Below are 23,511 nucleotides of genomic sequence, written 5' to 3'. Positions count from 1 at the left end.
GGGTCGGGGCCGTGTTGTTGCTCTCCGAGTCGGAGGTCGACGAGCACGCGACGAGCGTGAAGGCCAGGGCCCCGGCGGCGACGACGCCGAGCGTCGTCCGGACGAGGGAGGAGCGGTCGAGGTGGCGCATGGTGGTTCCTTGTCTCTGTGGTGGGGTCGTGCGGGGCACCGGTCGGTCAGACCTGGTGCTCGGGGATGAAGCGGTCGACGCGGCGGTGCCAGCGCTGCCCGAGGACGCCCCCGAGGAGCGCGCCCAGAAGGCTCAGGACGAGCACCAGGCCGAGGAAGATCAGGCTCTCGACCGACATCGAGGTCAGGTCGTCGACCGTCGGCACCATGGAGTTCGGAGAGCTCTGGTCGCCCGCCTGGACGGCGACGACGCCGACGACGACCGAGGTGACGATCGTGATGACGAGGCCCCAGAGCCAGGTCGCGAGCCCCTGCTTGAGACCCGAGAAGCGGGCCACGCGAGAGGCCGTGTATCCGCCGACGAGGTAGCCCACGAAGACGATGACGAGCACGCCGATGCCGACGACGAGCGAGAGCACCGGGCCCTGGTCTGCCAGCGTCTGCTGCAGCGCCAGCGGCGAGGCGCTGGGCGACGAGCCGACGACGACGGCCGCCGTGATCGACGCGAGGATCGAGAACAGCACCACGCCGAGGCCGGTCGCGGCGAACCAGCCCAGCAGGCCCGCGCCGAAGCGCATGCCGCCGAACTCCTCCTTCTGCTCGGCGAGGAGGTCGCGGCGGAGGCCGACGCGGTCGATGTCGCCGTCGTCGGTGGTCGGGTAGCCGCCGGTGCGGTCGCGCTCGACCGCTCCGGTCGGGGTGCGGCCCGCCGCGGGGGCGGGGGTCGTGCGGGCGTCGCCGATCCGGCCGTCGTCGGAGCGGGCGTGGGCGGCGGCGGCACCGGCGCCCGCCGCGGCGGCGGCTCCGGCACCGACGGCCACGGCGCCGTCGCGAGAGTCGCGGTCGCGGTCGGCGTCGCGGTCGCGGTCGCGGTCGGAGGAGTCGCGGACCGGCTCGGCACGGGCGGCCTCGGCGGCACGGAGAGCCTCGTCGTCGTGGAGCGGACGACGCGGGCCGTCGTCGTCGGAGGACGACCCGGCCGACCAGGCGCGCGCGCCGGGGGCGACGGGGGCCACGACCGGGGGGACGGTCGCGTCGTCGCGGCGGTCGGCGTCGTCGCGGCGGTCGGCGTCGCCGACGGCGTCGTGGCGAGCGTCGTGGTCGCGATCGTCGCTGCTCAGCGGTGCGATGACCTCCGTCTCGCCGTCGCGGTCGACACCGTCACGGCGCTCGGCCTCGATCCGCTCGGGGTCGACGCTCGCGTCGCCGTCGATGGTCGTTCCGCGGCCGTCGCCGGCGTCGACGCGGCGACCCTGGTCGCCTCCCGGCACCTCGGCGGCCGCGACGGAGCCGTCGGCGGTCGTCGGGGTCGCCTGGTCGTCGGCGAGCGACGCGGCGGGCGGGAAGAGCTCGCCCCGCGGCTCGACGCCGTCGTCGTGGCGGCCGGGCTCGTCACCGGTGACCGGCAGGGCCCGCGTCGCGGAGTCGGAGCCGTCGTGCTCGTGGTCGGCGGGGTCGCGGGCGGGCTCGGCGGGGCCGCCGAAGTCGACGGCGGGGGCCGACGCGTGCTCGCCGTGCTGCTCGCGACGCTGGTCGTCGGCGGGGTCGCGGGCCGGCTCGGCCGGGCCGCCGAAGTCGACGGCGGGGGCCCCGGCCTCGGGGCGGCCCTCGTCGACGCGTCCCTCGGCGTGGTCGTCGGTGCCGTCGGCCCGGGGGGATCGTTCGTCGGTCATGGTGCGCTCCTCGTGTTCGGGGACTCGTGCTCAGGTACCGGCATCGACGACGTCGCGGGGGTGCGGGCGTCGGACGCCTGTGATCTCGCTGAACGGTACGCCCGTCTCCTCCCAGAAGCCGGGACGCCCCGCCCTCGGGGGGCGGACCGGTACCGTGGGAGCGACCGCCTGACGCGACCACCGGCCGCCGACCGAGACGAGGACGTCCCATGACCGAGACCGCAGACACCGCGCCCGCAGACACCGCGACCGCAGCACCGACCCCCGGCGGCGAACCGTCCTCCCGCCCCGACGGGCGACGTCGCCCGAAGCCCCCGGCCGACATCGCCCGCAGCTGGCTGCTCGTGCCCGGCACGGCGCCCGACCGCTTCACCCCCGCGGCGGCGTCGCGGGCCGACCAGATGGTGCTCGACATCGAGGACGCCGTCGACCCGGCCCGCAAGCCGGCCGCCCGCGACGACGTCGTCGCGTGGCTCCGCGACGGCGGCGAGGCCTGGGTGCGCATCAACGACCGCTCCACCGACTTCTGGTCGGACGACGTCGACGCCCTCCTCGGCCTGCCCGGCCTGCAGGGCGTCATGCTCGCCAAGACGGAGGCGCCCGAGCACGTCACCGAGACCTTCGACCGGCTGGGAGGCGCGGTGCGGGTGCTCGCACTGGTCGAGTCGGCCCTCGGCATCGAGGAGAGCCCGTCGATCGCCAAGGCCCGCGGCGCCTTCCGCCTCGCCTTCGGCAGCGGCGACTACCGCCGCGACACCGGCACGAGCGCCGACGACCTCGCCATGGCCTACCCGCGCTCGCGCCTCGTGGTCGCGAGCCGCATCGGCGGCCTGCCCGGCCCGATCGACGGCCCGACCGTCGGCAGCAGCCACCCGGTGCTCCGCGAGCAGGCGGGCGTCGCGGTCGCGCTCGGCCTCACCGGCAAGCTCTGCCTCGACGTCGAGCAGCTCCCCGTGATCAACGAGGTCATCAGCCCGACGCCCTCCGACGTCGCCTGGGCCCAGGACTTCCTCGCCGACTTCGAGGGCCGGGGCCGGGTCATCCGCGACGGCAGCGACCTGCCCCGCCTCGGCCGGGCGCAGAAGATCGAGAAGCTCGCCACCGCCTTCGGCGTCGCCCCCGCGAGCTGAGCCCGGCGCAGCACCGAGGAGGCGCGTCCCCGCACCGGGGGCGCGCCTCCCTCGTCCTCCGGGCTGTGGATGTGTCGTCAGGGGTTGACGAACGACTGTCAGCGACATATCTTCGACACATCGCGGAATGGTCCGCGACACTCGACCCCGAGCCGCCCGGCGACACCGCCCGCGGCCTCCGCCCGGTCGAGACCCCTGACCGGAAGGACGTGCCCCCATGGCACAGCACCACGACCACGACCAGCACCACGACCACGACCGCCGCTCGCACGACCCGCTCGCGGGCGGAGCGCGCTTCGGCCGCCCCTTCGGCCGCTCCGGCCGCCCCGGGCCGGGCTTCCCCGGCTTCGGGTTCCCCGGCTTCGGCGGTCCGGGCTTCCCCGGCCCCGGCGGCCCGCACCGCGGCGGCCGGGGGCGCGCCCGCCGCGGCGACGTCCGCCTCGCCATCCTGTCGCTCCTGGCCGACGCCCCGTCGAACGGCTACGGCCTGATCAAGGCCATCGCCGAGCGCACCGACGGCGTCTGGAAGCCGAGCCCCGGCTCGGTGTACCCGACCCTGCAGCAGCTCGTCGACGAGGGCTTCATCGTCGACGGCGTCGAGACCGCCACCGACGCCAAGGGCGAGTACTCGCTGACCGAGTCCGGCCGTGCGTACGTCGCGGAGCAGGCCGACGCCATCGAGGCCGCCTGGGCCGCCACGGCCGGCGACGCCGAGGGCTCGGACGAGTTCCGCGAGAGCCTCGGCAAGCTCTTCGGCGCGGTCCAGCAGTTCCGCACCGGCGTCACCGACGCCCAGCGGGCGGCCGCGACGGCGAAGCTCGACGAGACCCGTCGCGCCCTGTACGCCATCCTGGCCGACTAGCGACAGCGGCCCGGCCGGTGCCGGGCACGCGCCACCCCGGGGAGGCGCGGTGCAGCAGCCGCTGCGCCGCGCCTCCTCCGTCGTCCGCCCGGGCGCCGCGACCCCCGGGCGGATGTCGGCGGCCGGGTGCACCATGACCCGCGAGGGGCCGAGGGCCCCACCGGCAGGAGGCGCGGATGACGACCACAGGCGACCAGGACGCACGTGAGGGGCTGGACGGGGCAGGCGGCACCGGCACCGGCACCGGCAACCGCGACGCCGCAGGGCCCGTCGACACCGACCTCGCCGGCCTCGACCCGGACGGGCCCGAGGCCGCCTCGGCCACGGGCTACGACCCCGACTTCCTCGGCGTGGGCGTCCCGCTGCCCGACACCGGCGGCCGCGTCGTCCGCGAGCTGCCCTACGCGCACTTCACCGTGCTGCTCGACCCGGCCCGGCGCCTGGCGGCGCTGACCGCGGTCAACGTCGACGGGGGCTCGCTGATCGACCTCGAGCGGGGCGACGACTGGCACCTCGACGAGCGCGTGCCCGCCGACGAGCAGTGCGGCCCCGAGGTCTACGCCCGCAACGACCTCGACCGCGGCCACCTCGTCCGCCGACGCGACCCGGTCTGGGGCTCGCCCGCCGTCGCCTCCCGCGCGAACCGCGACACGTTCTCGTACACGAACGCCGCGCCCCAGGCCGCCGACTTCAACCAGTCGGCCGAGCTCTGGCTCGGCCTGGAGGACCAGGTGCTGCAGTACGCCCAGGTGCACCGGCAGCGCCTGACCGTCTTCACCGGGCCGGTGCTGCTCGACGACGACGCGCCCTACCGCGGGGTGCGCATCCCCCGCAGCTTCTTCAAGATCGCGGCCTGGGCGACCCGGGGCGGTGCCGCGCTCCGCACCGCGGGCTACCTGCTCGACCAGGGGCCCGAGCTCGACGGCGTCGACCTCGAGGCCGCCTTCGCCCGGGCCCACGAGGCTGGCGACCCGCCGCCCCTGGGCGAGTACCGCACCTTCCAGGTGCCCGTCCGCGACATCGCCGCCCTCACGGGGCTCGAGATCGCGCAGCTCGCCGAGGCCGACTCCCTGCAGACCGTGCCGACCGTCCAGCCACCGGAGGGGCTGCGCCCCGGCTGGGTGCCGCTCACCTCGGTCGATCAGCTGACCTTCTGACCCGCCCCGCGCCTCCGGGCCCCGCGTGGCATCATCGACCTCCGTGCCCGACCTCGACCCCGCTGACCTCGACCCCGCCGTGCGCGACCCCGCGGGGCGTGACGAGGGCGGCCGACCGCTGTCCGTGCTCGTGCCGCGCGACCACGACGCCCTCCCCCGGCGGTCGTCGTCGTGGCGGGCGATCCGGGCCTGGTTCGCGGTGCCCGCTACGGCGGCCCTGCCCGAGGCCGCCGCCGTGCAGCACCTGTTCACCGACCCCGAGCTGCACTGGGCGCCCGGCCTCCGGCGGGGCACCCTCGCCGTGCTGCCCTCCCCCTCCGCCTTCACGCGGGCGCTGCTCGCCTGGGAGTGGTCGATCGACGCGGCGGACTTCTCCGTCAGCTCGGCCGAGCCCACGGGCTGGTCCGTCGACGAGACCCGCGCCGTCGAGGCCTGGCTGCGCGCCGCCGCCGCCGCGCTGGAGCAGCAGGGCGACCGCATCGACGACGACGTGCGACGGGTCGTCGACGACGTCGCCGCGGGGCACGACGAGACCCGCCCCGCCGCCACGGAGGCGGCGCGCCGCGCGGAGTCGGCCCGCGTCGGGGACTCGGCCCGCCTCGTCGAGGCGCGGCTCGGCACGGGGGTCGAGGGTCCCGCCGCCGGGGCGGCACACCCCCGGGTCGACGTCGTGCTGCCCGCCTCCGACGACCCGGGCCGTGAGGTCTTCGTCGACGCGGCGGACGGCACCGAGCTCGGCGAGCGACGGACCGTCGCCGTCGACGGCGAGGTCGCGGCCTTCCGCTACACGGTCGCCGACGACGTCGACGACGTGACCCCGCGCGAGCTCGCCCGGTGGCACGACCAGCACCTGCAGCGACAGCTCCTCGCCGACGACGCCCGGCAGGCGGCCGTGCACGTCGTCGCGGGCATCGCTCCGCCGGCGTCGGTCGGCTACGGCGCCTAGCGGCTCAGCTCGACGTCGACGACCGCCACGAAGCGGCTGCCGACGCCGTCGACCTCGGTGCGGACGACGCCCTCGGCCGGGGCCGGCAGCTCGTCGGCGTGGTGGTCGTCACAGCTGAGGTGCGTCCACTCGGGCCACCACTTCTTCGGTCGCGCGGCCTCGTGGTAGCCGCAGACGACGCACGACAGGTCGACCCAGACGGGCTTGCCCGTGCGGTTCGCTCGGGACTGCACCAGCCAGCCCGGCGGCGACTTCTCGAGCTCGAGCAGCTCGTCGACCGTGAGGCGGGCGGGGATGCCGTGCCGGGCGGCCATCTCGAGCGGGATGTCGAGGCGGAGGGCGGCGTCGAGTCGCGTGATCACGGTGCCCACCCTAACCGGCGTGCTGCTCCGCCCCGACGAGCACCTTCTCGAAGCAGATCGACTGCGGGATGGTCGTGACGTAGGGCTCGTAGGTGGGGATGCCCGTCCAGCCGGTCTTCTCGTACAGCGCCACCGCGTCGGGCTGGCGGTCGCCGGTCTGCAGGATCATCCGCGGGGCGCCCGCCGCGCGGGCGTCGGCCTCGACGCCGGCCATCAGGAGGCGCCCGATGCCCCGGCCGCGCTGCTCACGGTCGACGATGACGCGCTTGACCTCCCACTCGCCGCCCCGGTCGTAGAGGGCGGCGTGGCCGAGGGCCGTGCCGTCGGGGTCCACCACGAGGAGGGTGGCGCGGACCTTCTCGGGGTGCACGAGGAGAGCGGCGTCCCGCGCGGCCACGACGTCGTCGGGGTCGGGCTCGCGGCCCGCGCTGTAGACCGCCGACATCTCGGCGTCCATCCGGGCGCGGAGCTCGACGGCGCGGGGGTCGTGCCAGTCGACGTGCTCGAGGTGGACGGGGGGCAGGGCGGCAGCGTTCGACACCTGTCGATCTTGCCACTCCGCCCGGGGTCTGCTCCGCGCCCGCGGTCTGCTCTGCACCCCAGGCCGGTGCCGAGGCCCTCGATCGGAGCCGAGGCCCGCTAGCGGAGGCTGACGCCCCGCGCCGCCATGAAGGGCACCGGGTTCGTCGAGGCGCCCGAGACGCGCGTCTCGAAGTGCAGGTGGCAGCCGGTCGAGTTGCCGGTCGAGCCGACGAGGGCGATCAGCTGGCCGGCGACGACCGACTGGCCCTTCGAGACCCGGATGCCGCCGTTGACGATGTGGCCGTACGCCGTGCTGAGGCCGCCACCGTGGGCGATGCGCACGTAGTTGCCGTAGCCGCCGTACGAGCCGGCGTAGTCGACGGTGCCGGACGACGCCGCGTAGATCGGCGATCCGCAGCCCGGGGCGAGGTCGATGCCGTCGTGGTTCGTGTAGATGCCGGTGACGGGGTTGACGCGCATGCCGTAGCCGCTCGAGATGCCGCCGCCGCTCGGGCGGACCCAGGCGCCGCCCGACGGGGACGGAGCGGGGGCGGGAGCGGACGTGCNNNNCGGGGGCCGGGGCCGGCCTCGCAGCCGCCGCGGCGGCGGCCGCCGCAGCCGCCGCGGCGCGCTGCTGGCGGAGGGCCTCGGCCTGACGCGCGGCCTCGGCCTGACGTGCGGCCTCCTCGGCGGCCAGGCGGGCCTTCTCGGCCTCCACCCCGGCCTGGTACTGCTGCTCGGTGACCGCGGTCTCCGACTGGAGCGCGGCGAGCTGGGCCTGGAGGCGACCCTCGTTCTCCTGCTGGGCGGTGACGGCCGCGGCGGCGGCGTCGGACGCGGCCTGGGCCTCCGACATGGAGGTCTCGGCGGCGTCGCGCAGGCCGTCGAGCGCCTTCTTGGCGACGCCCGCCTGGTCGGTCAGCGACTGGACGACGTTGCGGTCGGCGACGGCCTGGGCACGGATGCCCTCGGCCTGCTCGGTGATCTTGCTCATGGCGCCGAGGCGGTACAGGAGGTCGTCGGCGCCCTGGGCGTCGGCGGCGAGCTGGGTCGAGACGTCTCCGCCGCCCGTCCGGGCGAGCTGCGCGGCGACCTGGCCGGCGCGCTTCTGGCTCTCGTCGGCGACGGCCTTCTTCTCGGCGACCTGGGCCTCGAGCTCGGCGAGCTTGGCGGCCTCGGCGTCGACGGACTCCTGCGCGGCCTGGAAGGCGGCGCCGAGGCGGTCGGCCTCGGCCTGCGCGTCGGCGGCGGCGGTCTGGAGCCCGCTCAGCAGGCCCTGGAGCTCGGTGATCTGCGCCTGCTTCGTGCTCTCGTTCGCGCGGGCCGCCGTCACGTCGTCCCAGCTGGGGTACGACGCCGCCCGAGCGGGCGAGCCACCGACCACCACGCCCGCGACGACGATGGCGAGGGCCACCAGGAGCGTCGTGACAGCGACGAGGGCGCTGCGGGCAGACGGGACGGAGACGGCGTGGCTCACGGAGGCGGTACCTAACTGCAGGAGGGACGCCGGTCTCCGCACCTCGTGGGCGCGTCCTCCCGGCCGGGGAACTCCTCCACCCTAGGTGCGCGACCGGCGAGGGTAAACCCGTCGGGCCCGATGCCTGTGGATGGATCTGTCCCCAGTTGAGGGTGCACAGGGGGCCTCACGAGTCACACGAGTCACACCGGCACCGCGTCTTGTCCCCCGGGGGCGCCGTCGCCGAAGGCGGTGTTGAGACGGTGCAGCGACGCGGCGAGCTGCTCCACCTCGTCCGCCCGCCAGCCGTCCAGGCGCTCGGCGAGGGCGGCGCGGTTGGCGTCGACGGAGCGTGCGAGCAGCTCGTCGCCGCGGGGGGTGAGCGCGAGCACCTGGCCGCGGCGCGTCTCCGCCGACCCGGCCGGCGCCTCCTCGCCCACCGTCGTCACGAGCCCGAGCTCGACCAGGCCCGCGAGCTGACGCGAGACGGTCGACCGGTTCAGCGAGAAGTCGGCGGCGATGTCGATCGCCCGACAGCCCGGGTGCGAGGCGATGAAGGTCACGAGCGAGTGCTCGACGAACGAGAGGGGGGCGCTGCGGGCACGGGCTCGCGCCACCGCCCGGCGGGAGACCCGCTCGAGCTCGGCGTAGACGGCGTCGATGCCGGTGGTCTGGTCGTCGGCTTGCACGCCCCGAGCCTACGAGGGCGAGCCCGGGCACGACGAGCTGGCACCGCGCGCGCTCGAGGGCTAGAGTGTGTTGCATGGTGCAACACAAACACTCCCCCTCGACCACGACCGCTCCGACGGCGAGCGCCGCCCCGGCGGCCGGCCGCCGCCCGCGGCTCGACCCCCGGTTCTGGCGAGGGCTCGGCCTGCACCTCCTCATCCCCCTCTTCCTCGCCGCGGGGATGGCGCTGGCGTACCTCGGCGCGTTCGGCCACCCCGCGCCCCACCACCTGCCGGTCGCCGTCGTGGGCACCAGCGCCGAGGCCGAGGTCTTCGCCCAGACCCTCAACGACCGGGCGCCCGACGCCCTCGACGTCCGCACGGTCGCCGACGAGGGCGCCGCCCGGGGCCTCGTCGCCGACCGGGAGGTCGTCGCCGCCTACGAGGCGACCACCGACGACGCCACCCTCTTCGTCTCGAGCGCCGCGAGCGACACGACGGCGTCCGTCGTGCAGAAGGTCTTCCTGCCCGTGGCGTACCAGCAGCAGCTGCCGCTGCAGGTCGAGGACGTCGTGCCCTCGAGCGAGGGCGACCCCACCGGGCAGGGCCTCTTCTTCCTGCTCGTCGCCCTCAGCGTCGGCGGGTACGCGAGCGCGGCCGCGATCTCGGCGGTCGTCGCAGCGGCCCGCACGGGCCTGGCCGCGCGCCTCGGCGTCGCGGTCGCGACCGCCGCCGTCGTCGCCGCGATCGGCACCCTCGTCGTCGGGCCGGTCTACGGCATCGTCGACCACGCCCTCGGCCAGCTGTGGCTCCTCAGCTGGCTGTACGTCTCGACGATCGTCGTCATCGGCGTCGGCCTGCACCCGCTGCTCCGGCACTGGACCACGCCCGTGCTCACGATGCTCTTCGTGATGCTCAACTTCACCAGCTCGGGCGGGGTGTTCGCCGCCGGCCTGGTGCCGCCGTTCTTCGCCGCGCTGAGCAGCTTCTGGAACGGCGCCGCGTGGCTGCACGCGACGCAGACCGTCGTCTACTTCGCCGACCAGGGCGTCGGCCGTGACGTGCTCGTGCTCGCCCTCTGGCTGGTCGCCGGCCTGCTCGTCGCCGGGCTCGTGCACCTCGGCAGCGTCCGCCGCACGCGGCTGGCCGACGAGCTCGCGCCCGTGACGGAGGAGGACGAGGTGGTCGTCGCCTAGGCGACCCCCGCCCTACGGCCGCGCAGCGGCGTCGACGACGTCGGCCGGGGCCTCGCCCGTCGGGTCGTCGGCCGTCGGGTCGTCGAGGTCGGCACCGCCGAGGGGCGTGCCCTCCCACGAGACGAGGCGGAAGCCGTCGGTCGTGCTGCCCTCGACGACGACCACGCCCGTGTTCGAGAGGTCGTGGTCACGGACGAACGTGCCGCCCGCCCCCGCCACCCGGCAGCCGACCCAGCCGCGCACGGCCGCGCCGTGGCTCACCACGGCCACCGTGTCGTGGCCGTCGGCCGTCGCGCGCTCGATCGCCGCGTCGTAGCGGGCCAGGAACTCGTGGCCGCTCTCGGCCCCGGGCATCCGCGCGTCGCGGTCGCCGACGACCCACCGGGCGACCGTGCCCATGTAGGCGGCACCCGCAGCGGGGTCGGCGCGCATCTCGAGGTCGCCCGCGACGACCTCGCGGAGGCCGTCGAGCACGACGCGCTCGAGGCCCCGCGCCGCGGCCAGGGGCGCCGCCGTCAGCTGGGTGCGCACGAGCGTGCTGACGAACAGCGCGCCGATCGTCTCCGCCGCGAGCGCGGCCGGCAGGGCCTCCGCCTGGCGCAGGCCCAGGTCGGTCAGGCGGGCGCCGGGCGCGGTGGTGCCGAGGGCGCCGATGACGTTGTCGGGGGTCTGGCCGTGTCGGATCAGGAGCAGTCGCATGATGCGCCCAGCCTACGAGAGGCCCCCGACGCCGGGCTCCGGGCGCAGGCCGTGCCCCGGTCCCGGGCCCGGACCCGCACCGGCGTCCGCGACGACGACCAGGTCGGCAGAGGCCCGCCCGGCGCGCACCAGCCGGGCGTTGCCCTCGTCGGGGCCGGTCGCCCACGCGAGCGCTGCCTCCTCGTCCTTGCCGAAGCGCACGTGGCGGGCGACGAGCCGCCGCAGGCGCTCCGCCGGGTCGACCTCGACGAACCACGTCTCGTGCAGGGCCGCGCGGGCCGCCGTCCACGGCTCGGCGTCCACGAGGAGGTAGTTGCCCTCGGTGACGACCACCTCGACCTCGGGCGCGACGGCGATCGAGCCGGCCACCGCCTCCTCGAGGTCGCGATCGAAGTCGGGCGCCCAGACCGGGCGCGGCCCCGGCGCCGCGAGACGCCGCAGCAGCGCGACGTATCCGTCGGCGTCGAACGTGTCGGGGGCGCCCTTGCGGTCGCGACGCCCGAGGCGGTCGAGCTCGACGTTCGCGAGGTGGAAGCCGTCCATCGGCACGACGACGGCGCTCAGCCCCGCGGCCCCGAGCGCGACGACGAGCTGGGCCGCGAGGGTGCTCTTGCCCGCGCCGGGCTCGCCCGCCAGCCCGACGACGGTGCGGCGCCGGCCGGAGGCGCGGTGCCGGTCGACGAGGCCGGCCGCGGCCTCGCTCGCCCGCGTCGCGCCCGCCGTCACGGCCTCAGAGGCCCTTCGCGGCGGCGGCCCGGTCGCGTCGGCCGGCCAGGGCCTTGCGCAGCACGGTGACGACGATCGGCATCACCGACACGACCACGAGGACGATCGCCCAGACGTCGACGTGGTCGCGGATGATCGGCACCCCGCCGAGCAGCGAGCCGAGCACGACCATGCCGACCGCCCAGAGGAAGGCGCCGACGACGTTGAAGACGACGAACTTGCGGTAGGTGTAGCCCGCGGTGCCGGCGGCCAGGGGCACGTAGGTGCGGACGATCGGCACGAACCGGCCGAGGATGAGCGAGACGCCGCCGTACCTGGCGAAGAACGCCTCGGCCTTCTCGAGGTGCGCGGTCTTCAGCACGCGTGCGTCGGGGCGGAACCACCGGCGCCCGAAGGTGTGGCCGAGGAAGAAGCCGACCTGGTCGCCCAGGAAGGCCGCGACGAACGCGCAGAGCGCGATCACCCACACCTCGAGGCCGAGCGGCTCGTGCAGCAGGCCGGCCGTGAACAGGAGGGAGTCGCCGGGCAGGAAGGGGAAGAGCACGCCCGACTCGATGAAGATCATCAGCGAGATGCCGGCGAGCGCCCACGGCCCGAGGGCGGGCAGCAGCGCCTCGGGGTCGAAGAGGAGGAACCCCCCGGAGGCGGCGGGCAGGGAGGCGAGGAGCGCGTCGGTCGTCACCGGAGGACTGTAACAAGGTCGGCGGGCACGACCGGTCCTCCCCCGCGCAGCGCAGCCGGGCCCGCTCCGCCTCGTCCGGTCGGCGGATGCCGCCGGGGCGCCCGCGGCCCTATCGTCGGTCGAGGACCGCCGTGCGACCGCGCGGGGGCGGCGCTGCGGCGCCGAACGGCCCCGGGGAGGAACCCACCACATGATCGAAGCTCGGCACCTGACCAAGAGGTACGGCCAGAAGGTCGCCCTCGACGACGTGTCGTTCACCGTGAGGCCGGGCATCGTGACCGGCTTCCTCGGGCCGAACGGCGCGGGCAAGTCGACGACGATGCGCATGGTGGTCGGCCTCGACCGCCCCAGCTCCGGCTCGGTGACGGTGAACGGCCGCCCCTACGCCGAGCACCGGGCTCCCCTCCGCGAGGTGGGCGTGCTGCTCGACGCGAAGGCCGTGCACCGCGGGCGCAGCGCCTCCGAGCACCTCCACGCGATGGCCGCGACCCACGGCATCGGCCGCTCGCGCGTCGCGGAGGTCATCGCCCTCACGGGGCTGGAGCCCGTCGCGAAGAAGCGCGTCGGAGGCTTCTCGCTCGGCATGGGCCAGCGTCTCGGCATCGCCGCGGCGCTGCTCGGCGACCCGGCCACCCTGATCTTCGACGAGCCGGTCAACGGCCTCGACCCCGAGGGGGTCGTCTGGGTCCGCACCCTGGCCCGCCACCTCGCCGCCGAGGGGCGCACGGTCTTCCTCTCGTCGCACCTGATGAGCGAGATGGCCCAGACCGCCGACCACCTCATCGTGCTCGGCCGCGGCCGCGTGCTCGCCGACGCCCCCGTCAGCGAGGTGATCGCCCAGGCCTCGGGCGACGGGGTGCGCGTGCGCAGCCCGCACCTGCCCCAGCTCGTCGAGCTCGTCCGCGCCGAGCACGGCGTCGAGCCGGTCACGGCCGACGACGGCTCGCTCGAGCTGCCCGGCGTCACCGCGGCCCGGGTCGGCGAGCTCGCCGCCTCGCGCGGCATCGTCCTGCACGAGCTGACCCCGGTGGTGCGCTCGCTGGAGGAGGCCTACATGTCGCTCACCCAGGACTCCGTCGAGTACCACGCGGGCGGCGCCGCCGCCGCGACCCCCGCCTCCCCCGCCGCGGCCGAGAAGGCCGCCACGACCCCCGGAGCCTCGCGATGACCGCCGCCGCCCCCACCCGACGCTCCGCCCACGGCCACTCGGTCGGGCCCGGCGTGACCTTCGCCCACGTCGTCGCCTCCGAGTGGATCAAGCTCCGCAGCCTCCGCTCGACCGCGTGGTGCTTCGCCGTCATCGTCGTGATCGTCGTCGGGTTCGGCGCGCTGTTCGCCTCCGTCGCCAGCGGCTTCGAGGGCATGGAGGCCACGGCCGAGCAGCAGCAGGCGCTCGGCGTGCAGGTCATCACGATCGGCGTCGCCTTCGCCCAGCTCGTCGCCGCGGTGCTCGGCGCCCTCGTCATCACCGGCGAGTACGGCACGGGCATGATCCGCTCGACCTTCACCGCCGTGCCCCGGCGAACGCCCGCGCTCGTGGCCAAGGTGCTGATCGTCGGCGTCAGCACCTTCGTCGTCTCCGGCCTCGCCCTGGTCGTCGCCGCGCTCGTCTGCACGCCCCTGCTCTCGTCGTCGACGGGCATCGAGCTCGACCTCGGCGACACCGGCCTGTGGTGGTCGCTGGTCGGCGCCGCCGCCAGCGTCGCGATGATCGCGATGATCTCGTTCGGGCTGGGCGCGGTCATCCGCAACGGGGCCGGCGGCATCGCGGCGTCGATCGGCCTGGTCTTCGTGCTGCCGATCATCTTCACGATCGGCATGGCCGTGATCTCCGAGCCGTGGATCTACACGCTCTACGAGTTCACCCCGCCCCAGGCCGCGACCCGGGTCTTCGAGTACCAGGTCGAGGGGTCGTCGATGCTGACCCCGCCGACGGTCGACGACGCCGTGGTGCTGACGCCGTGGCAGGCTCTCGGCGTGCTCGCCGGCTGGGTCGTCGCCCTGTTCGTCGTCGCGGTCGCCGCGGTGAAGCGCCGCGACGTCTGACGCCGCCGCCGTCACCGCTCGGCCTCGGAGCCCGCCGGCCGCCCCTCGGGGCGGCTCGCGGGCTCCCGGCACATCCAGGGGCGATCCGCGGGAATGATCCAGGCGGGCGGGGCCTTCTCCCTGGAGCGTCTCGACGGTGAGGTCGCCTCCCGCCATCCGCCCTCGTTCCCCAGGAGCACCGCCATGACGAGCGACACCGCCCGCCCCACGACCGCCGCCCCCGCCGGCGCGGCCGGCGCCGACGACGGCCCCGACGCGGCGACCGCCGCCCGCAACAAGCTGGTCATCGGCCTGCTGCTCGTCTCGGCCTTCGTCGTCATCCTCAACGAGACGATCATGGGCGTCGCGCTGCCCAGCCTCACGCGCGACCTCGACATCACGGTCACGGCCGGCCAGTGGCTGACCACCGGCTTCATGCTGACGATGGCCGTCGTCATCCCGATCACGGGCTTCCTGCTCCAGCGCTTCGACACACGCCCCGTCTTCATCACCGCGATGAGCCTGTTCAGCCTCGGCACCGCCATCTCGGCGATCGCGCCCGGCTTCAGCGTGCTGCTGATCGGCCGCGTGGTGCAGGCGTCGGGCACGGCGATCATGATGCCGCTGCTCATGACGACCGTCCTGACCCTCGTGCCGCCGGCGACCCGCGGCCGCACGATGGGGAACATCTCGATCGTCATCTCGGTCGCCCCGGCCATCGGCCCGACCATCTCCGGCCTCATCCTCAGCGTCCTCGAGTGGCGCTTCATGTTCATCCTGGTGCTGCCGATCGCCCTCGCGGCGCTCGCCCTCGGGGCCGTCCGCGTCAAGAACGTGACGACGCCCACCAAGGTGCCCCTCGACGTGCTGTCGGTCATCCTCTCCGCGTTCGCCTTCGGCGGCGTCGTCTACGGCCTCAGCACCTTCGGCGAGGGCGCCGAGGCCGCCGTGCCGGCGTGGGTCCCGCTCGCGGTCGGCGTCGTGGCCCTCGTCGCGTTCGTGCTGCGCCAGCGCGCGCTGCAGCGCACCGACACGGCGCTCCTCGACCTCCGCACCTTCGCCTCCCGCACCTTCACGATGTCGACCCTCGTGCTCGGCATCGGCATGATCGCCCTGTTCGGCACGCTGATCGTCCTGCCGATCTACCTCCAGAACGTGCACGGCCTCGACCCCCTCGCGACCGGCCTGCTGCTCCTGCCGGGCGGGCTCGTCCAGGGCCTCCTGTCGCCGATCGTCGGCCGCCTCTTCGACAAGTACGGCCCGACCGTCCTGCTCGTGCCCGGCACCGCCCTGGTCAGCGCCGTGCTGTGGTTCTTGTCGACGGTCTCCGAGTCGACGCCGATCCCGATGGTGCTCGGGGCGCACGTCGCGCTGAGCATCGGCCTCGCCCTCATGTTCACGCCGCTCTTCACGTCGGGCCTCGGCTCGCTGCCGGGGCGTCTGTACTCGCACGGCAGCGCGGTCGTCGGCACGGTGCAGCAGGTCGCCGGCGCCGCCGGCACGGCCGTGTTCGTCACCGTGATGACCCTCGCCGCGACCACGGCCGCCTCCGGCGGCGCGGGCGACGTCGCCGCCGCCAGCAGCGGCGTGCGGGCGGCCTTCCTCGTCGGCGCGGTCATCTCGGTGTTCGCCGTGGTCGGCTCGTTCTTCGTCCGCCGGCCGCCGGTGGTCGAGGGCGCCGAGAAGGTGGTCGCGCACTAGCCGACCCTCCTCGGGGCGGACACCGCACCTCCCCGGCCCGCGGCCACGCCCGGCCCGCTGCCTCCCCCGGCCGGCGCCGCCTCCCCGGCTCCGCCCCCTGACGCCTGCGCGCCGACCCCGTGTCGAGCGTTCAGGCGTCAGCGGCGTCCGGGGGGTCGTCGGCGCCCCGCCGAGCCGGGTCGCCCTGAACGCTCGACGCCTCCGCCGCGAGCCCCTCCGGGGCACCGGTCACCGGCCCCGGGCGGGGAGTAGCTTCGACCGGTCGCGGCCCGTGCAGAGGCTGCACTCCTGCAGCGCCTGCACTCCCCGACCGGCCGACGGCACCTGCGCCGCGGCCGCTCCGCACGTCGAGCGCAGCACCCGGGGAGGCACCCATGTCGAACACGCCCACCACCGCCGAGGGGGCGACCGGGGCTCCCCGGCGCAGCCTCGTCCCGGCCCGGATGGACCGGCTGCCGTGGACCCGCTTCCACTGGACGATCGTCGTCGGCCTCGGCTTCTCGTGGGTGCTCGACGGCCTCGAGATCCAGATCGTCGCCTCCGCCGGCTTCCAGGCCGACCTCGGCCTCACGGCTGCGCAGGTCGGCTACCTCGGCACGATCTACCTGCTCGGCCAGGTCGCCGGTGCCCTGATCTTCGGGCGCATGAGCGACACGCTCGGCCGCAAGAAGCTCTTCATCCTCACGCTGGCGATCTACCTCGTCGCCAGCGGACTCGCCGGGCTCTCGCCGAACTTCGCCTTCCTGGCCGTGTTCCGCTTCATCGCCGGCATGGGCATCGGCGGCGAGTACGCCGCGATCAACTCGGCCATCGACGAGATCATCCCGTCGCGCTACCGCGGCCGCGTCGACATCGCGATCAACGGCACGTACTGGGGCGGTGCGGCCCTCGGCTCGGCCGCCAACCTCTTCCTGCTGAACACCGACTACTTCGCCGAGGACGTCGGCTGGCGCATCGGCTTCTTCATCGGCCCGGTGCTCGGGCTGATCATCATCTACCTGCGCCGGCACATCCCCGAGAGCCCGCGCTGGCTGATGACCCACGGCCGCGAGGAGGAGGCCGAGGCCACCGTCACCGACATCGAGAAGCGGGTGGAGGCGGAGGGCCGGCACCTGGAGCCCGTCAGCGACGACCAGGCGCTCGAGATCGCCGGCGACGGCCGGATCCCGTTCAGCGTGATCTTCCGCACCCTGGTGAAGGACTACCCGAAGCGCACCCTCGTCGCCGCGACGATGATGATCACGCAGTCGTTCCTCTACAACGCGATCTTCTTCACCTACGCCCTGGTGCTGCAGAACTTCTACGGCACCGACCCGGCGTCGACGCAGTACTTCTTCTTCCCGTTCGCGATCGGCAACCTGCTCGGCCCGCTGCTGCTCGGCCACCTCTTCGACACCTGGGGCCGCCGGCAGATGATCTTCCTCACCTACGGCGTCTCGGCCGTGGTGCTGGCCGTGTCGGCCGTGCTCTTCCACATGGACGTGCTGAGCGCGACGACCCAGACGGTCTTCTGGTGCGTGTCGTTCTTCTTCGCGTCGGCGGGCGCCTCCTCGGCGTACCTCACGGTGAGCGAGATCTTCCCGCTCGAGCTGCGCGGCCAGGTCATCGGCTACTTCTTCGCGCTCGGCCAGATCGCGGGCGCGGTCGCCCCGACGCTCTACGGCGCCCTGATCGGCGACGGCACCGACCGGGGGCCGCTGACCTTCGGCTACTTCCTCGGCGCGGGCATCATGCTGGTCGGCGGCGTCATCGCGTTCGTCTTCGGCGTGGCCGCCGAACGGAAGTCGCTCGAGGCGATCACCAGCCCCCTGTCGGTGGTGAAGCCCCGGTCGTGAGGCCGGGCCGGTCGTGAGGCCGGGCCGGGTCGTGAGGCCGGCGCCGCTCGTCAGCGCGTGACGAGCGGCGTCATCCGGGCGAGGTCGGGCAGCAGGCCGATGTCGACCAGCACGACCTCCCCCGCGAGGCCGGCCGCCGGCTCGAGCAGCAGCCCGGCCTTGTGGCCGCCGAAGGTGACCGTCAGGGTCGCCGGGAGCACGGCGGAATCGGGCACGCTGCCGTCGTCGGGGCCGACGCCGCTGGGCACGTCGACCGCGACCACGGTGGGCGCGCCCGGCTCGCGGAGCGAGGGCAGCAGGGCCTCGACGACGTCGCGCGCCCGGCCGCGCAGCGCGGGATCGGCGCTCGTGCCCGTGCCGACGAGGCCGTCGAGCAGCACCGCGGCGCCCGTCTCGTGCAGTCGCCGACGGGCGGCCTCGGGCGTGGCCCACGCCGCCGGGTCGTCCGTGACGGCACCGGCCCCGGTGGCCGCCGCGAGGCCGGCCTCGTGCACCCGGGGTCCGGTCGGCACCACGGTGACCGCGCAGCCGTCGGCCGCGAGCGCCGCCCCGGCGAAGAGAGCGTCGCCCCCGTTCGACCCGCTGCCGACGAGCAGCACCACGGGGGCGGGCCACCGGCCGGAGTCGCGCAGCAGACCGCGCACCGCCTCCGCCAGGCCGTCGCTCGCGCGCTGCATCAGCGGCTCGCCCGCCTCGAGGTGCGGCGCCTCGGCCGCCCTGACCTGCTCTGCCGACCATCCGTGGACCATGGCGTCCATCGTGGCCGCCCCGCGCCTCCCGCGCTCGCTCCGCACGACCGGAGTCGGGACCGGGACCGGGACCGGGGCGATCCGGGCACGAACGGACCGGTCCGGGCACGCGGAGGCGCCTCCCTGCCAGACTGGCCGGATGCGTTCTGAGGCCCACAACCCCGTCGACGGCACCGCGATCGCCTACGAGGTGGCCGGCGACGGCGCCCCGCTGCTGCTCGTGCACGGCTCGGGCCTGTCGAAGGGCAGCTGGCGCGGGCTCGGCTACCTCCGCGACCTCGAGCGCGACTTCACGGTCGTCGCCCTCGACCTGCGGGGCCACGGCCGGAGCGGCGGGCCCCACGACCCTGCCGCCTACTCGATGGCCCACCACCGCGGCGACGTCGCCGCCGTGCTCGACGCCACCGGGCTCGCGCCGGTGCACTACGTCGGCTACTCGTTCGGCGCCCGGGTCGGGCTGTCGATCGCGGCCCACGAGCCCGAGCTGCTCCGCACCCTGACGACGATCGGGGGCAGCTGGGCGCCGATGAACGGCAACATCGGGGCGACCTTCACGCCCGACTGGCACGAGCGGCTCACGACCGGGGGCATGGACTCGTTCATCGCCGGGTGGGAGCTCGCGATGGGCCGCCCGCTCGACCCCGGTACCCGGCTCGCCTTCCGCCAGGACGACCCGGAGGCGCTGGCGGCGTTCTTCACCGCCGCCGAGACGGGCGGCGGCCTCACGGCCGAGCAGCTCGACTCGGTCACGGTGCCGACGCTGCTGCTCGCGGGCACCCGCGACGTCGAGCGGCACCGCGAGTCGCAGGACGCCGCACGCCGCATGCCCGAGGCCGCGTTCTACGAGCTCGTCGGCCAGGACCACGCGTCGTCGCTGCAGCCGGTCGACCAGGTGACCGACCTGCTGCGGACCTTCCTCGAGGCCGTCGACGCCTGAGCGCCCCGGCGCGTCAGCGCGCCGCCCCGGCGTCGACGGTTCAGGAGGCAGCCGCGCGGGGCGCCCCGCGACGGGCCGCTCACACCGGCCGCTCCTGAACGCTCGACGCGCTCGACGGACGCGACGCGCCCGTGGAGCGCGACACGGCCGCCCGTCGCTGCGATGATGGACGCACCATGGGCATCAGTCGTCGCGCGTTCCTAACGGGCTCGGTCTCCGGGGCCGTGCTCCTGCTGGCCGCCTGCACGACCGACGCCCCGCCGCCGACGGCGACCCCCACCCCCACGGCGACCCCGACGCCCACGCCGACCCCGCTGCCCGAGGGCGTGGGCCCGGTGGCCTTCCGGCGCAGCGACTGGGCCCGCGACCCGTACGCCCTCGGCGCCACGAGCCACCTCACCCCCGACGCCGGCCCCGACAGCCGGCGGACGCTCCGCGAGCCCCTCGGCGACCGCGTCTTCCTCGCCGGCGAGGCCACGGCGTCGGTGTCGCCCGGCACGGTCTCCGGGGCGCGGGCGAGCGGGTTCGAGGTCGCCGACGCCGTGGCCGACGTCGCGCAGCCGGGCGAGCGCATCGCCGTGGTCGGCGCCGGCGTCGCCGGGGCGACGGCCGCGCGCAGCCTGGCCGACCGCGGCTTCGAGGTCGTCGTGATCGAGGCCCGGGACCGCGTCGGGGGCCGCGTCCACAGCGTCGACGGCGACGACTGGCCCTTCCCCGTCGAGCTCGGCGCCGGCGTCCCCCTCGGCGACGCGGCCGTCGCCCTCCGCGCGGCCCTGGCCCTCGGCGGGGTGGCCCTGACCCGGCTCGAGCCCACCGTCGAGGCCCGGGCCGCCGACGGGGCCGCCCTCGTCACCGACGGCCCCGTGCTCGACGCGACGACCGCCTCCGCCCTCGCCCGGGCCGCCGAGTGGGCGGTCGGCCGCGCCGGCTCCCCCACCCTCGCGGAGGCGCTGGCCGGCTCCGGGGCCGACCAGGTGTCGGCCGAGCCCGACGCCTCGGGAGTCTCCGACGCCGACCGGCTCGCCGTCGTGGTCGACGAGGTGCTGCCGGTCCGCTTCGGCGCGGGTGCCTCGGCCCTCGCCGCCCGCGAGCTCGACGCCGGCAGCGCCTCCGGCGTCTCCGAGCTCGTCCTGCCCGCGGACGCCGCCCTCGTCACGGGCGGCTTCTCGTCGTTCGTCACGGCCCAGCTGCGGGGCCTCGACGTGCTGCGCGACAGCAACGTCGTGCGCATCCGCCACGGCGACGAGGGCGTCGGCCTGCGGACGGCCACCGGTGAGTCGCTCTCCGCCGACCGCGCCGTCGTCACCGTCCCGCTGGGGGTGCTGAAGGAGGCGTCGGTCGAGTTCTCGCCGGAGCTCCCGCAGCAGCACCTCGACGCGATCGACGCCCTGGGCGTCGGCCACCAGGAGGTGCTCTGGCTGCGCTTCGAGCGCGCGTTCTGGTCGACCACGGCCACCGTCTGGGTCGTCGCCGACGACACGGCCCGCTGGCGCGTCTTCCTCAACCTCGAGCCGGTCACGGGCGAGCCGGTGCTCGTCGCCCTCACGGGCGGCGACGCCGCCCTGGCGACCCTCGAGCTCGACGACGACGACGCCGTCGCCCAGGCGATGGCGAGCCTGCAGCCCTACCTCGACCTGCTCGACGACCCGGCCGGCGACGGCGCCGGCACCGAGCCGGGCGAGACCACGACGCCCGACGAGACCCCCGCCTCCTGAGCTCGGGCGGCCCCGGTCGGATCGGCCGCACTTGAGGCGGGCCCACCCCCGGGCTGGTCGGCGTGCCCGGGCGGAGGCGCGGTGCCGGCCAGCGGGCCGCGGGGCCGCAGGTGGCTGAGCGCGATCAGCCCGGTCAGCACCCCGACGATCGTGCCGAGCGCGATGGCGTTGTACATCAGGAACTCGCCGGGCCACGAGACCTGCGCCGGATCGAGGAAGAAGTAGGGGTACCAGCCGACGTCGGCGCCGCGGACGATCGTGGCCACGCCCCAGACGACCGGGTAGACGAGGACGACGCCGAGCACCTTCCAGCTGATGCGGCTGCGCCCCGGGGCCAGCACCCAGTCGACGAGCACGTAGCTGGGGATCCAGAAGTGCAGCACCTGGCTCGACCAGGGCACGCCGATCGCGTAGCCGTTGGCCAGCGACTCGGCGACGATGATGCCGTAGACGATGCCCGACACGATGACGTAGGTCGTGACGAGCGCGTGGACGGAGACGAAGAGCGGCGACTCCGACCGCCCGCGGAGGGCGGCCACGCCCGAGCCGACGAGCACGACGACGTTCGACATGTTGCTCTGCTGCGTGAAGTAGCTGAAGTAGTTGAACGACGTGAAGGTCGAGAAGCCGAGCACGTAGACGAAGTTGCCCACGAGCGCGACGAGGCCCACGGCGGCGGCAAGGAGGCGCAGGCCCCCCACGACGTGACGCACTTCGACGGTTCTCCTTCGGCGACCTGCCGCGGCCCGGTCCGGCAGCGGCGGAGACGACGAGCGTACTAGCGCCGACCGGGTGCGGCACGGGTGCCGCGCCCGGTCGGCGCTGGTGCGATCGACGCCGCGAGGGGCCCGCGGTCGCGGGCCCCGGGCGGGATCAGGACGGGATGTAGTCGAACGTGTCGGGGTCGGGGCCCGTGCGCTCGCCCTTGTCGAGGTCGGTGATCGCGGCCACGTCGGCGTCGCTCAGCTCGAAGTCGAAGAGCGCGAAGTTCTCCTCCACGCGCTTGCGCGTGACCGACTTCGGGAAGACGATGTCGCCGCGCTGCACGTGCCAGCGCAGGGTGACCTGCGCGGTCGACTTGCCGACGCGCTCCGCGATCTCGACGAGGGTCGGGTCGTCGAGCACCTTGCCCTGGGCGATGGGCGACCAGGCCTCGGTGTGGATGCCGTGCTCGACGCCGAAGAGGCGCAGCGAGTCGTTCGTGAGGTACGGGTGCACCTCGATCTGGTTGACGGCCGGCACGACGTCGGACTCGTCGAGCAGGCGCTGCAGGTGGGCCTGCTGGAAGTTCGAGACGCCGATGGCCTTGGCGCGGCCGGTCGCGTGGATCTCCTCGAGGGCCTTCCAGGTCTCGAGGTAGTCGACGTCGGTGGTCGGCAGGGGCCAGTGGATGAGGAAGAGGTCGACGTAGTCGCTGCCGAGGGCGTCGAGGGTGCCGTCGAACGCCTTCAGCGCGTCGTCGCGGCGGTGGAAGCCGTTGTTGAGCTTGGAGGTGACGAACACCTCGGAGCGGTCGAGGCCGGAGGCGCGGAGGGCCTCGCCGACGCCGGCCTCGTTGCCGTACATCTCGGCCGTGTCGATGTGGCGGTAGCCGACCTCGAGGGCGGCGAGCGTCGCGTCCTTCGTCTCGTCGGGCTCGATCTGGTAGACGCCGAAGCCGAGCTGGGGGATCTCGACGCCGTTGTTCAGGGTGATGGTGGGGATCGTGGTCATGCACACCAGGCAACCACTCGCGCCCGACGGCGTCCCGGCCAACGCCCCTGGTTCTCTCGGTCGCATCGTGGTACAGTCATGAGTCGCTTGGCGATGATCCTCTCAGATCGTCCCCGATCCACGGCCTGTCGTCCACACGCAGGCCGGATCGAACAGCCTCACGAGCACCACCGGTCCGGGCCTCACCAGCCCGCCTACTCACCGGTCCGTCGCTCGAGAGCGAGGCCCGACCAGGTCACCGACCTGCGGACGCACCGTCCGACCCGCCGAGAACGGCGGACCACGCACGCCCCGCGCTGCGTGCCACAGAGCAAGAGCACCGAGAGAAACACATCATGAACGAGAACATCATCACCGTCTCGGGCACGGTCACCACCGAGCCCTCCCCGTCCACCCCCCGCCTCGTCGAGTTCGTCGTCGTCGACGACCGCGGCGCCGAGTTCGTCGTCCGCGCCTGGGCCGACGTCGTCACCGACGCCGTCCGCGTCGGCTCGGCCGTCACGGTCGAGGGCGCCCAGGGCTGGGTCATCCCCGGCCGCAGCTGGCGCCGCGAGCCGAGCCGCACCATCGTGCAGGCGTACGCCGTGAGCACCGGCGCGCTCGCGCTGGCGGCCTAGCCGCTCCTGCG

General features: G+C 74.9%; 24 protein-coding genes. 12 read left to right on the top strand and 12 right to left on the bottom strand.

Going from position 1 to position 23,511, the window contains the following annotated elements:
- Positions 1 to 176: 176 nt before the first annotated feature.
- Complete coding sequence (locus ASF82_RS02195) at positions 177 to 1,802, bottom strand: hypothetical protein (RefSeq protein WP_056052827.1); 1,626 nt, start codon at positions 1,800 to 1,802, stop codon at positions 177 to 179.
- 209 nt (positions 1,803 to 2,011) lie between these two features.
- Between ASF82_RS02195 and ASF82_RS02190 the strand changes: the two genes are divergently transcribed.
- The 4 genes from ASF82_RS02190 to ASF82_RS02175 all read left to right on the top strand — a co-directional run bounded on the left by ASF82_RS02190 (position 2,012) and on the right by ASF82_RS02175 (position 5,897).
- Positions 2,012 to 2,932 (top strand): CoA ester lyase, encoded by a 921-nt coding sequence (locus tag ASF82_RS02190; protein ID WP_082514239.1) that lies wholly within the window; start codon positions 2,012 to 2,014, stop codon positions 2,930 to 2,932.
- A 217-nt stretch (positions 2,933 to 3,149) separates the two neighbouring features.
- Positions 3,150 to 3,794 (top strand): PadR family transcriptional regulator, encoded by a 645-nt coding sequence (locus ASF82_RS02185; protein WP_056052825.1) that lies wholly within the window; start codon positions 3,150 to 3,152, stop codon positions 3,792 to 3,794.
- A 176-nt stretch (positions 3,795 to 3,970) separates the two neighbouring features.
- Positions 3,971 to 4,951, top strand: a complete 981-nt coding sequence (locus ASF82_RS02180; RefSeq protein WP_082514238.1) for a DNA/RNA non-specific endonuclease — start codon at positions 3,971 to 3,973, stop codon at positions 4,949 to 4,951.
- A gap of 43 nt (positions 4,952 to 4,994) precedes the next feature.
- Positions 4,995 to 5,897 carry a hypothetical protein gene (locus tag ASF82_RS02175; protein WP_056052822.1) on the top strand — a complete coding sequence of 301 codons (903 nt, stop codon included), beginning with the start codon at positions 4,995 to 4,997 and terminating at the stop codon, positions 5,895 to 5,897.
- On the opposite strand, the gene ASF82_RS02170 is transcribed toward ASF82_RS02175, so the two are convergent.
- The 5 genes from ASF82_RS02170 to ASF82_RS02150 form a co-directional block, all read right to left on the bottom strand.
- On the bottom strand, positions 5,894 to 6,259 hold the full coding sequence (locus tag ASF82_RS02170) for a hypothetical protein (protein WP_056055618.1): 366 nt from the start codon (positions 6,257 to 6,259) through the stop codon (positions 5,894 to 5,896). The genes ASF82_RS02175 and ASF82_RS02170 overlap by 4 nt on opposite strands.
- A gap of 10 nt (positions 6,260 to 6,269) precedes the next feature.
- A complete protein-coding gene (locus ASF82_RS02165) occupies positions 6,270 to 6,800 on the bottom strand; it encodes a GNAT family N-acetyltransferase (RefSeq protein WP_056052819.1) in 531 nt (176 codons plus the stop codon).
- Between the two features lie 98 nt (positions 6,801 to 6,898).
- Positions 6,899 to 7,261, bottom strand: a complete 363-nt coding sequence (locus ASF82_RS02160) for a M23 family metallopeptidase (protein WP_056052816.1) — start codon at positions 7,259 to 7,261, stop codon at positions 6,899 to 6,901.
- A 90-nt stretch (positions 7,262 to 7,351) separates the two neighbouring features.
- A partial coding sequence (locus ASF82_RS15995; protein WP_369814242.1) for a coiled-coil domain-containing protein occupies positions 7,352 to 8,258 on the bottom strand: 907 nt, incomplete at its 3' end.
- A 182-nt stretch (positions 8,259 to 8,440) separates the two neighbouring features.
- On the bottom strand, positions 8,441 to 8,926 hold the full coding sequence (locus tag ASF82_RS02150) for a MarR family winged helix-turn-helix transcriptional regulator (protein ID WP_056052810.1): 486 nt from the start codon (positions 8,924 to 8,926) through the stop codon (positions 8,441 to 8,443).
- 74 nt (positions 8,927 to 9,000) lie between these two features.
- On the opposite strand from ASF82_RS02150, the gene ASF82_RS02145 reads away from it, so the two are divergent.
- Positions 9,001 to 10,101, top strand: coding sequence for a hypothetical protein (locus tag ASF82_RS02145; RefSeq protein WP_156369891.1), 1,101 nt, complete (start codon positions 9,001 to 9,003; stop codon positions 10,099 to 10,101).
- A 12-nt stretch (positions 10,102 to 10,113) separates the two neighbouring features.
- Here ASF82_RS02145 and ASF82_RS02140 read toward each other — a convergent pair whose 3' ends face one another.
- Genes ASF82_RS02140 through ASF82_RS15085 form a run of 3 tightly spaced genes read right to left on the bottom strand, consistent with a single transcriptional unit; the run spans position 10,114 to position 12,208 of the window.
- Complete coding sequence (locus ASF82_RS02140; RefSeq protein ID WP_056052806.1) at positions 10,114 to 10,800, bottom strand: histidine phosphatase family protein; 687 nt, start codon at positions 10,798 to 10,800, stop codon at positions 10,114 to 10,116.
- Between the two features lie 12 nt (positions 10,801 to 10,812).
- Entirely contained in the window at positions 10,813 to 11,526 is a 714-nt protein-coding gene (locus ASF82_RS02135; RefSeq protein ID WP_082514237.1) for a nucleoside/nucleotide kinase family protein, read from the bottom strand.
- Positions 11,527 to 11,530: 4 nt separating this feature from the next.
- A complete protein-coding gene (locus ASF82_RS15085; protein WP_235491139.1) occupies positions 11,531 to 12,208 on the bottom strand; it encodes a DedA family protein in 678 nt (225 codons plus the stop codon).
- Between the two features lie 190 nt (positions 12,209 to 12,398).
- Here ASF82_RS15085 and ASF82_RS02125 point away from each other — a divergent pair, with 190 nt between their 5' ends.
- The 4 genes from ASF82_RS02125 to ASF82_RS02105 all read left to right on the top strand — a co-directional run bounded on the left by ASF82_RS02125 (position 12,399) and on the right by ASF82_RS02105 (position 17,769).
- Positions 12,399 to 13,376 (top strand): ABC transporter ATP-binding protein, encoded by a 978-nt coding sequence (locus ASF82_RS02125; protein WP_056052803.1) that lies wholly within the window; start codon positions 12,399 to 12,401, stop codon positions 13,374 to 13,376.
- Positions 13,373 to 14,254, top strand: a complete 882-nt coding sequence (locus ASF82_RS02120; RefSeq protein WP_056052801.1) for an ABC transporter permease subunit — start codon at positions 13,373 to 13,375, stop codon at positions 14,252 to 14,254. Before ASF82_RS02125 ends, ASF82_RS02120 begins: the two co-directional genes overlap by 4 nt.
- Before the next feature lie 183 nt (positions 14,255 to 14,437).
- Positions 14,438 to 15,934: a DHA2 family efflux MFS transporter permease subunit gene (locus ASF82_RS02110; protein WP_056052796.1), complete on the top strand. Its 1,497-nt coding sequence runs from the start codon at positions 14,438 to 14,440 to the stop codon at positions 15,932 to 15,934.
- Between the two features lie 443 nt (positions 15,935 to 16,377).
- On the top strand, positions 16,378 to 17,769 hold the full coding sequence (locus tag ASF82_RS02105; protein WP_156369959.1) for an MFS transporter: 1,392 nt from the start codon (positions 16,378 to 16,380) through the stop codon (positions 17,767 to 17,769).
- A gap of 50 nt (positions 17,770 to 17,819) precedes the next feature.
- Here ASF82_RS02105 and ASF82_RS02100 read toward each other — a convergent pair whose 3' ends face one another.
- Positions 17,820 to 18,518, bottom strand: coding sequence for an NAD(P)H-hydrate epimerase (locus tag ASF82_RS02100; protein WP_235491138.1), 699 nt, complete (start codon positions 18,516 to 18,518; stop codon positions 17,820 to 17,822).
- A 139-nt stretch (positions 18,519 to 18,657) separates the two neighbouring features.
- Here ASF82_RS02100 and ASF82_RS02095 point away from each other — a divergent pair, with 139 nt between their 5' ends.
- Entirely contained in the window at positions 18,658 to 19,455 is a 798-nt protein-coding gene (locus ASF82_RS02095) for an alpha/beta fold hydrolase (protein ID WP_056052787.1), read from the top strand.
- Between the two features lie 176 nt (positions 19,456 to 19,631).
- A complete protein-coding gene (locus ASF82_RS02090; RefSeq protein ID WP_056052784.1) occupies positions 19,632 to 21,170 on the top strand; it encodes an FAD-dependent oxidoreductase in 1,539 nt (512 codons plus the stop codon).
- Here the strand turns inward: ASF82_RS02090 and ASF82_RS02085 are convergent.
- Both ASF82_RS02085 and ASF82_RS02080 read right to left on the bottom strand, forming a co-directional pair.
- The gene (locus ASF82_RS02085) at positions 21,080 to 21,883 is read right to left on the bottom strand and encodes a Pr6Pr family membrane protein (protein ID WP_056052780.1); all 804 of its coding nucleotides are present in this window, start codon (positions 21,881 to 21,883) and stop codon (positions 21,080 to 21,082) included. The genes ASF82_RS02090 and ASF82_RS02085 overlap by 91 nt on opposite strands.
- Before the next feature lie 160 nt (positions 21,884 to 22,043).
- Positions 22,044 to 22,883 carry an aldo/keto reductase gene (locus tag ASF82_RS02080; protein ID WP_056052777.1) on the bottom strand — a complete coding sequence of 280 codons (840 nt, stop codon included), beginning with the start codon at positions 22,881 to 22,883 and terminating at the stop codon, positions 22,044 to 22,046.
- 335 nt (positions 22,884 to 23,218) lie between these two features.
- Between ASF82_RS02080 and ASF82_RS02075 the strand changes: the two genes are divergently transcribed.
- The gene (locus ASF82_RS02075; RefSeq protein ID WP_056052773.1) at positions 23,219 to 23,500 is read left to right on the top strand and encodes a hypothetical protein; all 282 of its coding nucleotides are present in this window, start codon (positions 23,219 to 23,221) and stop codon (positions 23,498 to 23,500) included.
- Positions 23,501 to 23,511 lie beyond the last annotated feature (11 nt).

Origin of the sequence: Frigoribacterium sp. Leaf164 (assembly GCF_001423665.1) — a bacterium.
GTDB classification, from domain to species: domain Bacteria; phylum Actinomycetota; class Actinomycetes; order Actinomycetales; family Microbacteriaceae; genus Frigoribacterium; species Frigoribacterium endophyticum.
Note: the sequence above shows the minus strand (reverse complement) of the source record. Positions and strands in the feature narration are given on the sequence as shown.

Bases quoted from the DNA above. Each gene is read 5' to 3' on its own strand.
- ASF82_RS02145 (WP_156369891.1), top strand. From the start codon at position 9,001: ATGGTGCAACACAAACACTCCCCCTCGACCACGACCGCTCCGACGGCG.
- ASF82_RS02090 (WP_056052784.1), top strand. From the start codon at position 19,632: ATGGGCATCAGTCGTCGCGCGTTCCTAACGGGCTCGGTCTCCGGGGCC.
- ASF82_RS02185 (WP_056052825.1), top strand. From the start codon at position 3,150: ATGGCACAGCACCACGACCACGACCAGCACCACGACCACGACCGCCGC.
- ASF82_RS02125 (WP_056052803.1), top strand. From the start codon at position 12,399: ATGATCGAAGCTCGGCACCTGACCAAGAGGTACGGCCAGAAGGTCGCC.
- ASF82_RS02105 (WP_156369959.1), top strand. From the start codon at position 16,378: ATGGACCGGCTGCCGTGGACCCGCTTCCACTGGACGATCGTCGTCGGC.
- ASF82_RS02140 (WP_056052806.1), bottom strand. From the start codon at position 10,800: ATGCGACTGCTCCTGATCCGACACGGCCAGACCCCCGACAACGTCATC.
- ASF82_RS02180 (WP_082514238.1), top strand. From the start codon at position 3,971: ATGACGACCACAGGCGACCAGGACGCACGTGAGGGGCTGGACGGGGCA.
- ASF82_RS02120 (WP_056052801.1), top strand. From the start codon at position 13,373: ATGACCGCCGCCGCCCCCACCCGACGCTCCGCCCACGGCCACTCGGTC.
- ASF82_RS02095 (WP_056052787.1), top strand. From the start codon at position 18,658: ATGCGTTCTGAGGCCCACAACCCCGTCGACGGCACCGCGATCGCCTAC.
- ASF82_RS02190 (WP_082514239.1), top strand. From the start codon at position 2,012: ATGACCGAGACCGCAGACACCGCGCCCGCAGACACCGCGACCGCAGCA.
- ASF82_RS02100 (WP_235491138.1), bottom strand. From the start codon at position 18,518: ATGGTCCACGGATGGTCGGCAGAGCAGGTCAGGGCGGCCGAGGCGCCG.
- ASF82_RS02160 (WP_056052816.1), bottom strand. From the start codon at position 7,261: ATGCGCGTCAACCCCGTCACCGGCATCTACACGAACCACGACGGCATC.
- ASF82_RS02195 (WP_056052827.1), bottom strand. From the start codon at position 1,802: ATGACCGACGAACGATCCCCCCGGGCCGACGGCACCGACGACCACGCC.
- ASF82_RS02080 (WP_056052777.1), bottom strand. From the start codon at position 22,883: ATGACCACGATCCCCACCATCACCCTGAACAACGGCGTCGAGATCCCC.
- ASF82_RS02110 (WP_056052796.1), top strand. From the start codon at position 14,438: ATGACGAGCGACACCGCCCGCCCCACGACCGCCGCCCCCGCCGGCGCG.
- ASF82_RS02075 (WP_056052773.1), top strand. From the start codon at position 23,219: ATGAACGAGAACATCATCACCGTCTCGGGCACGGTCACCACCGAGCCC.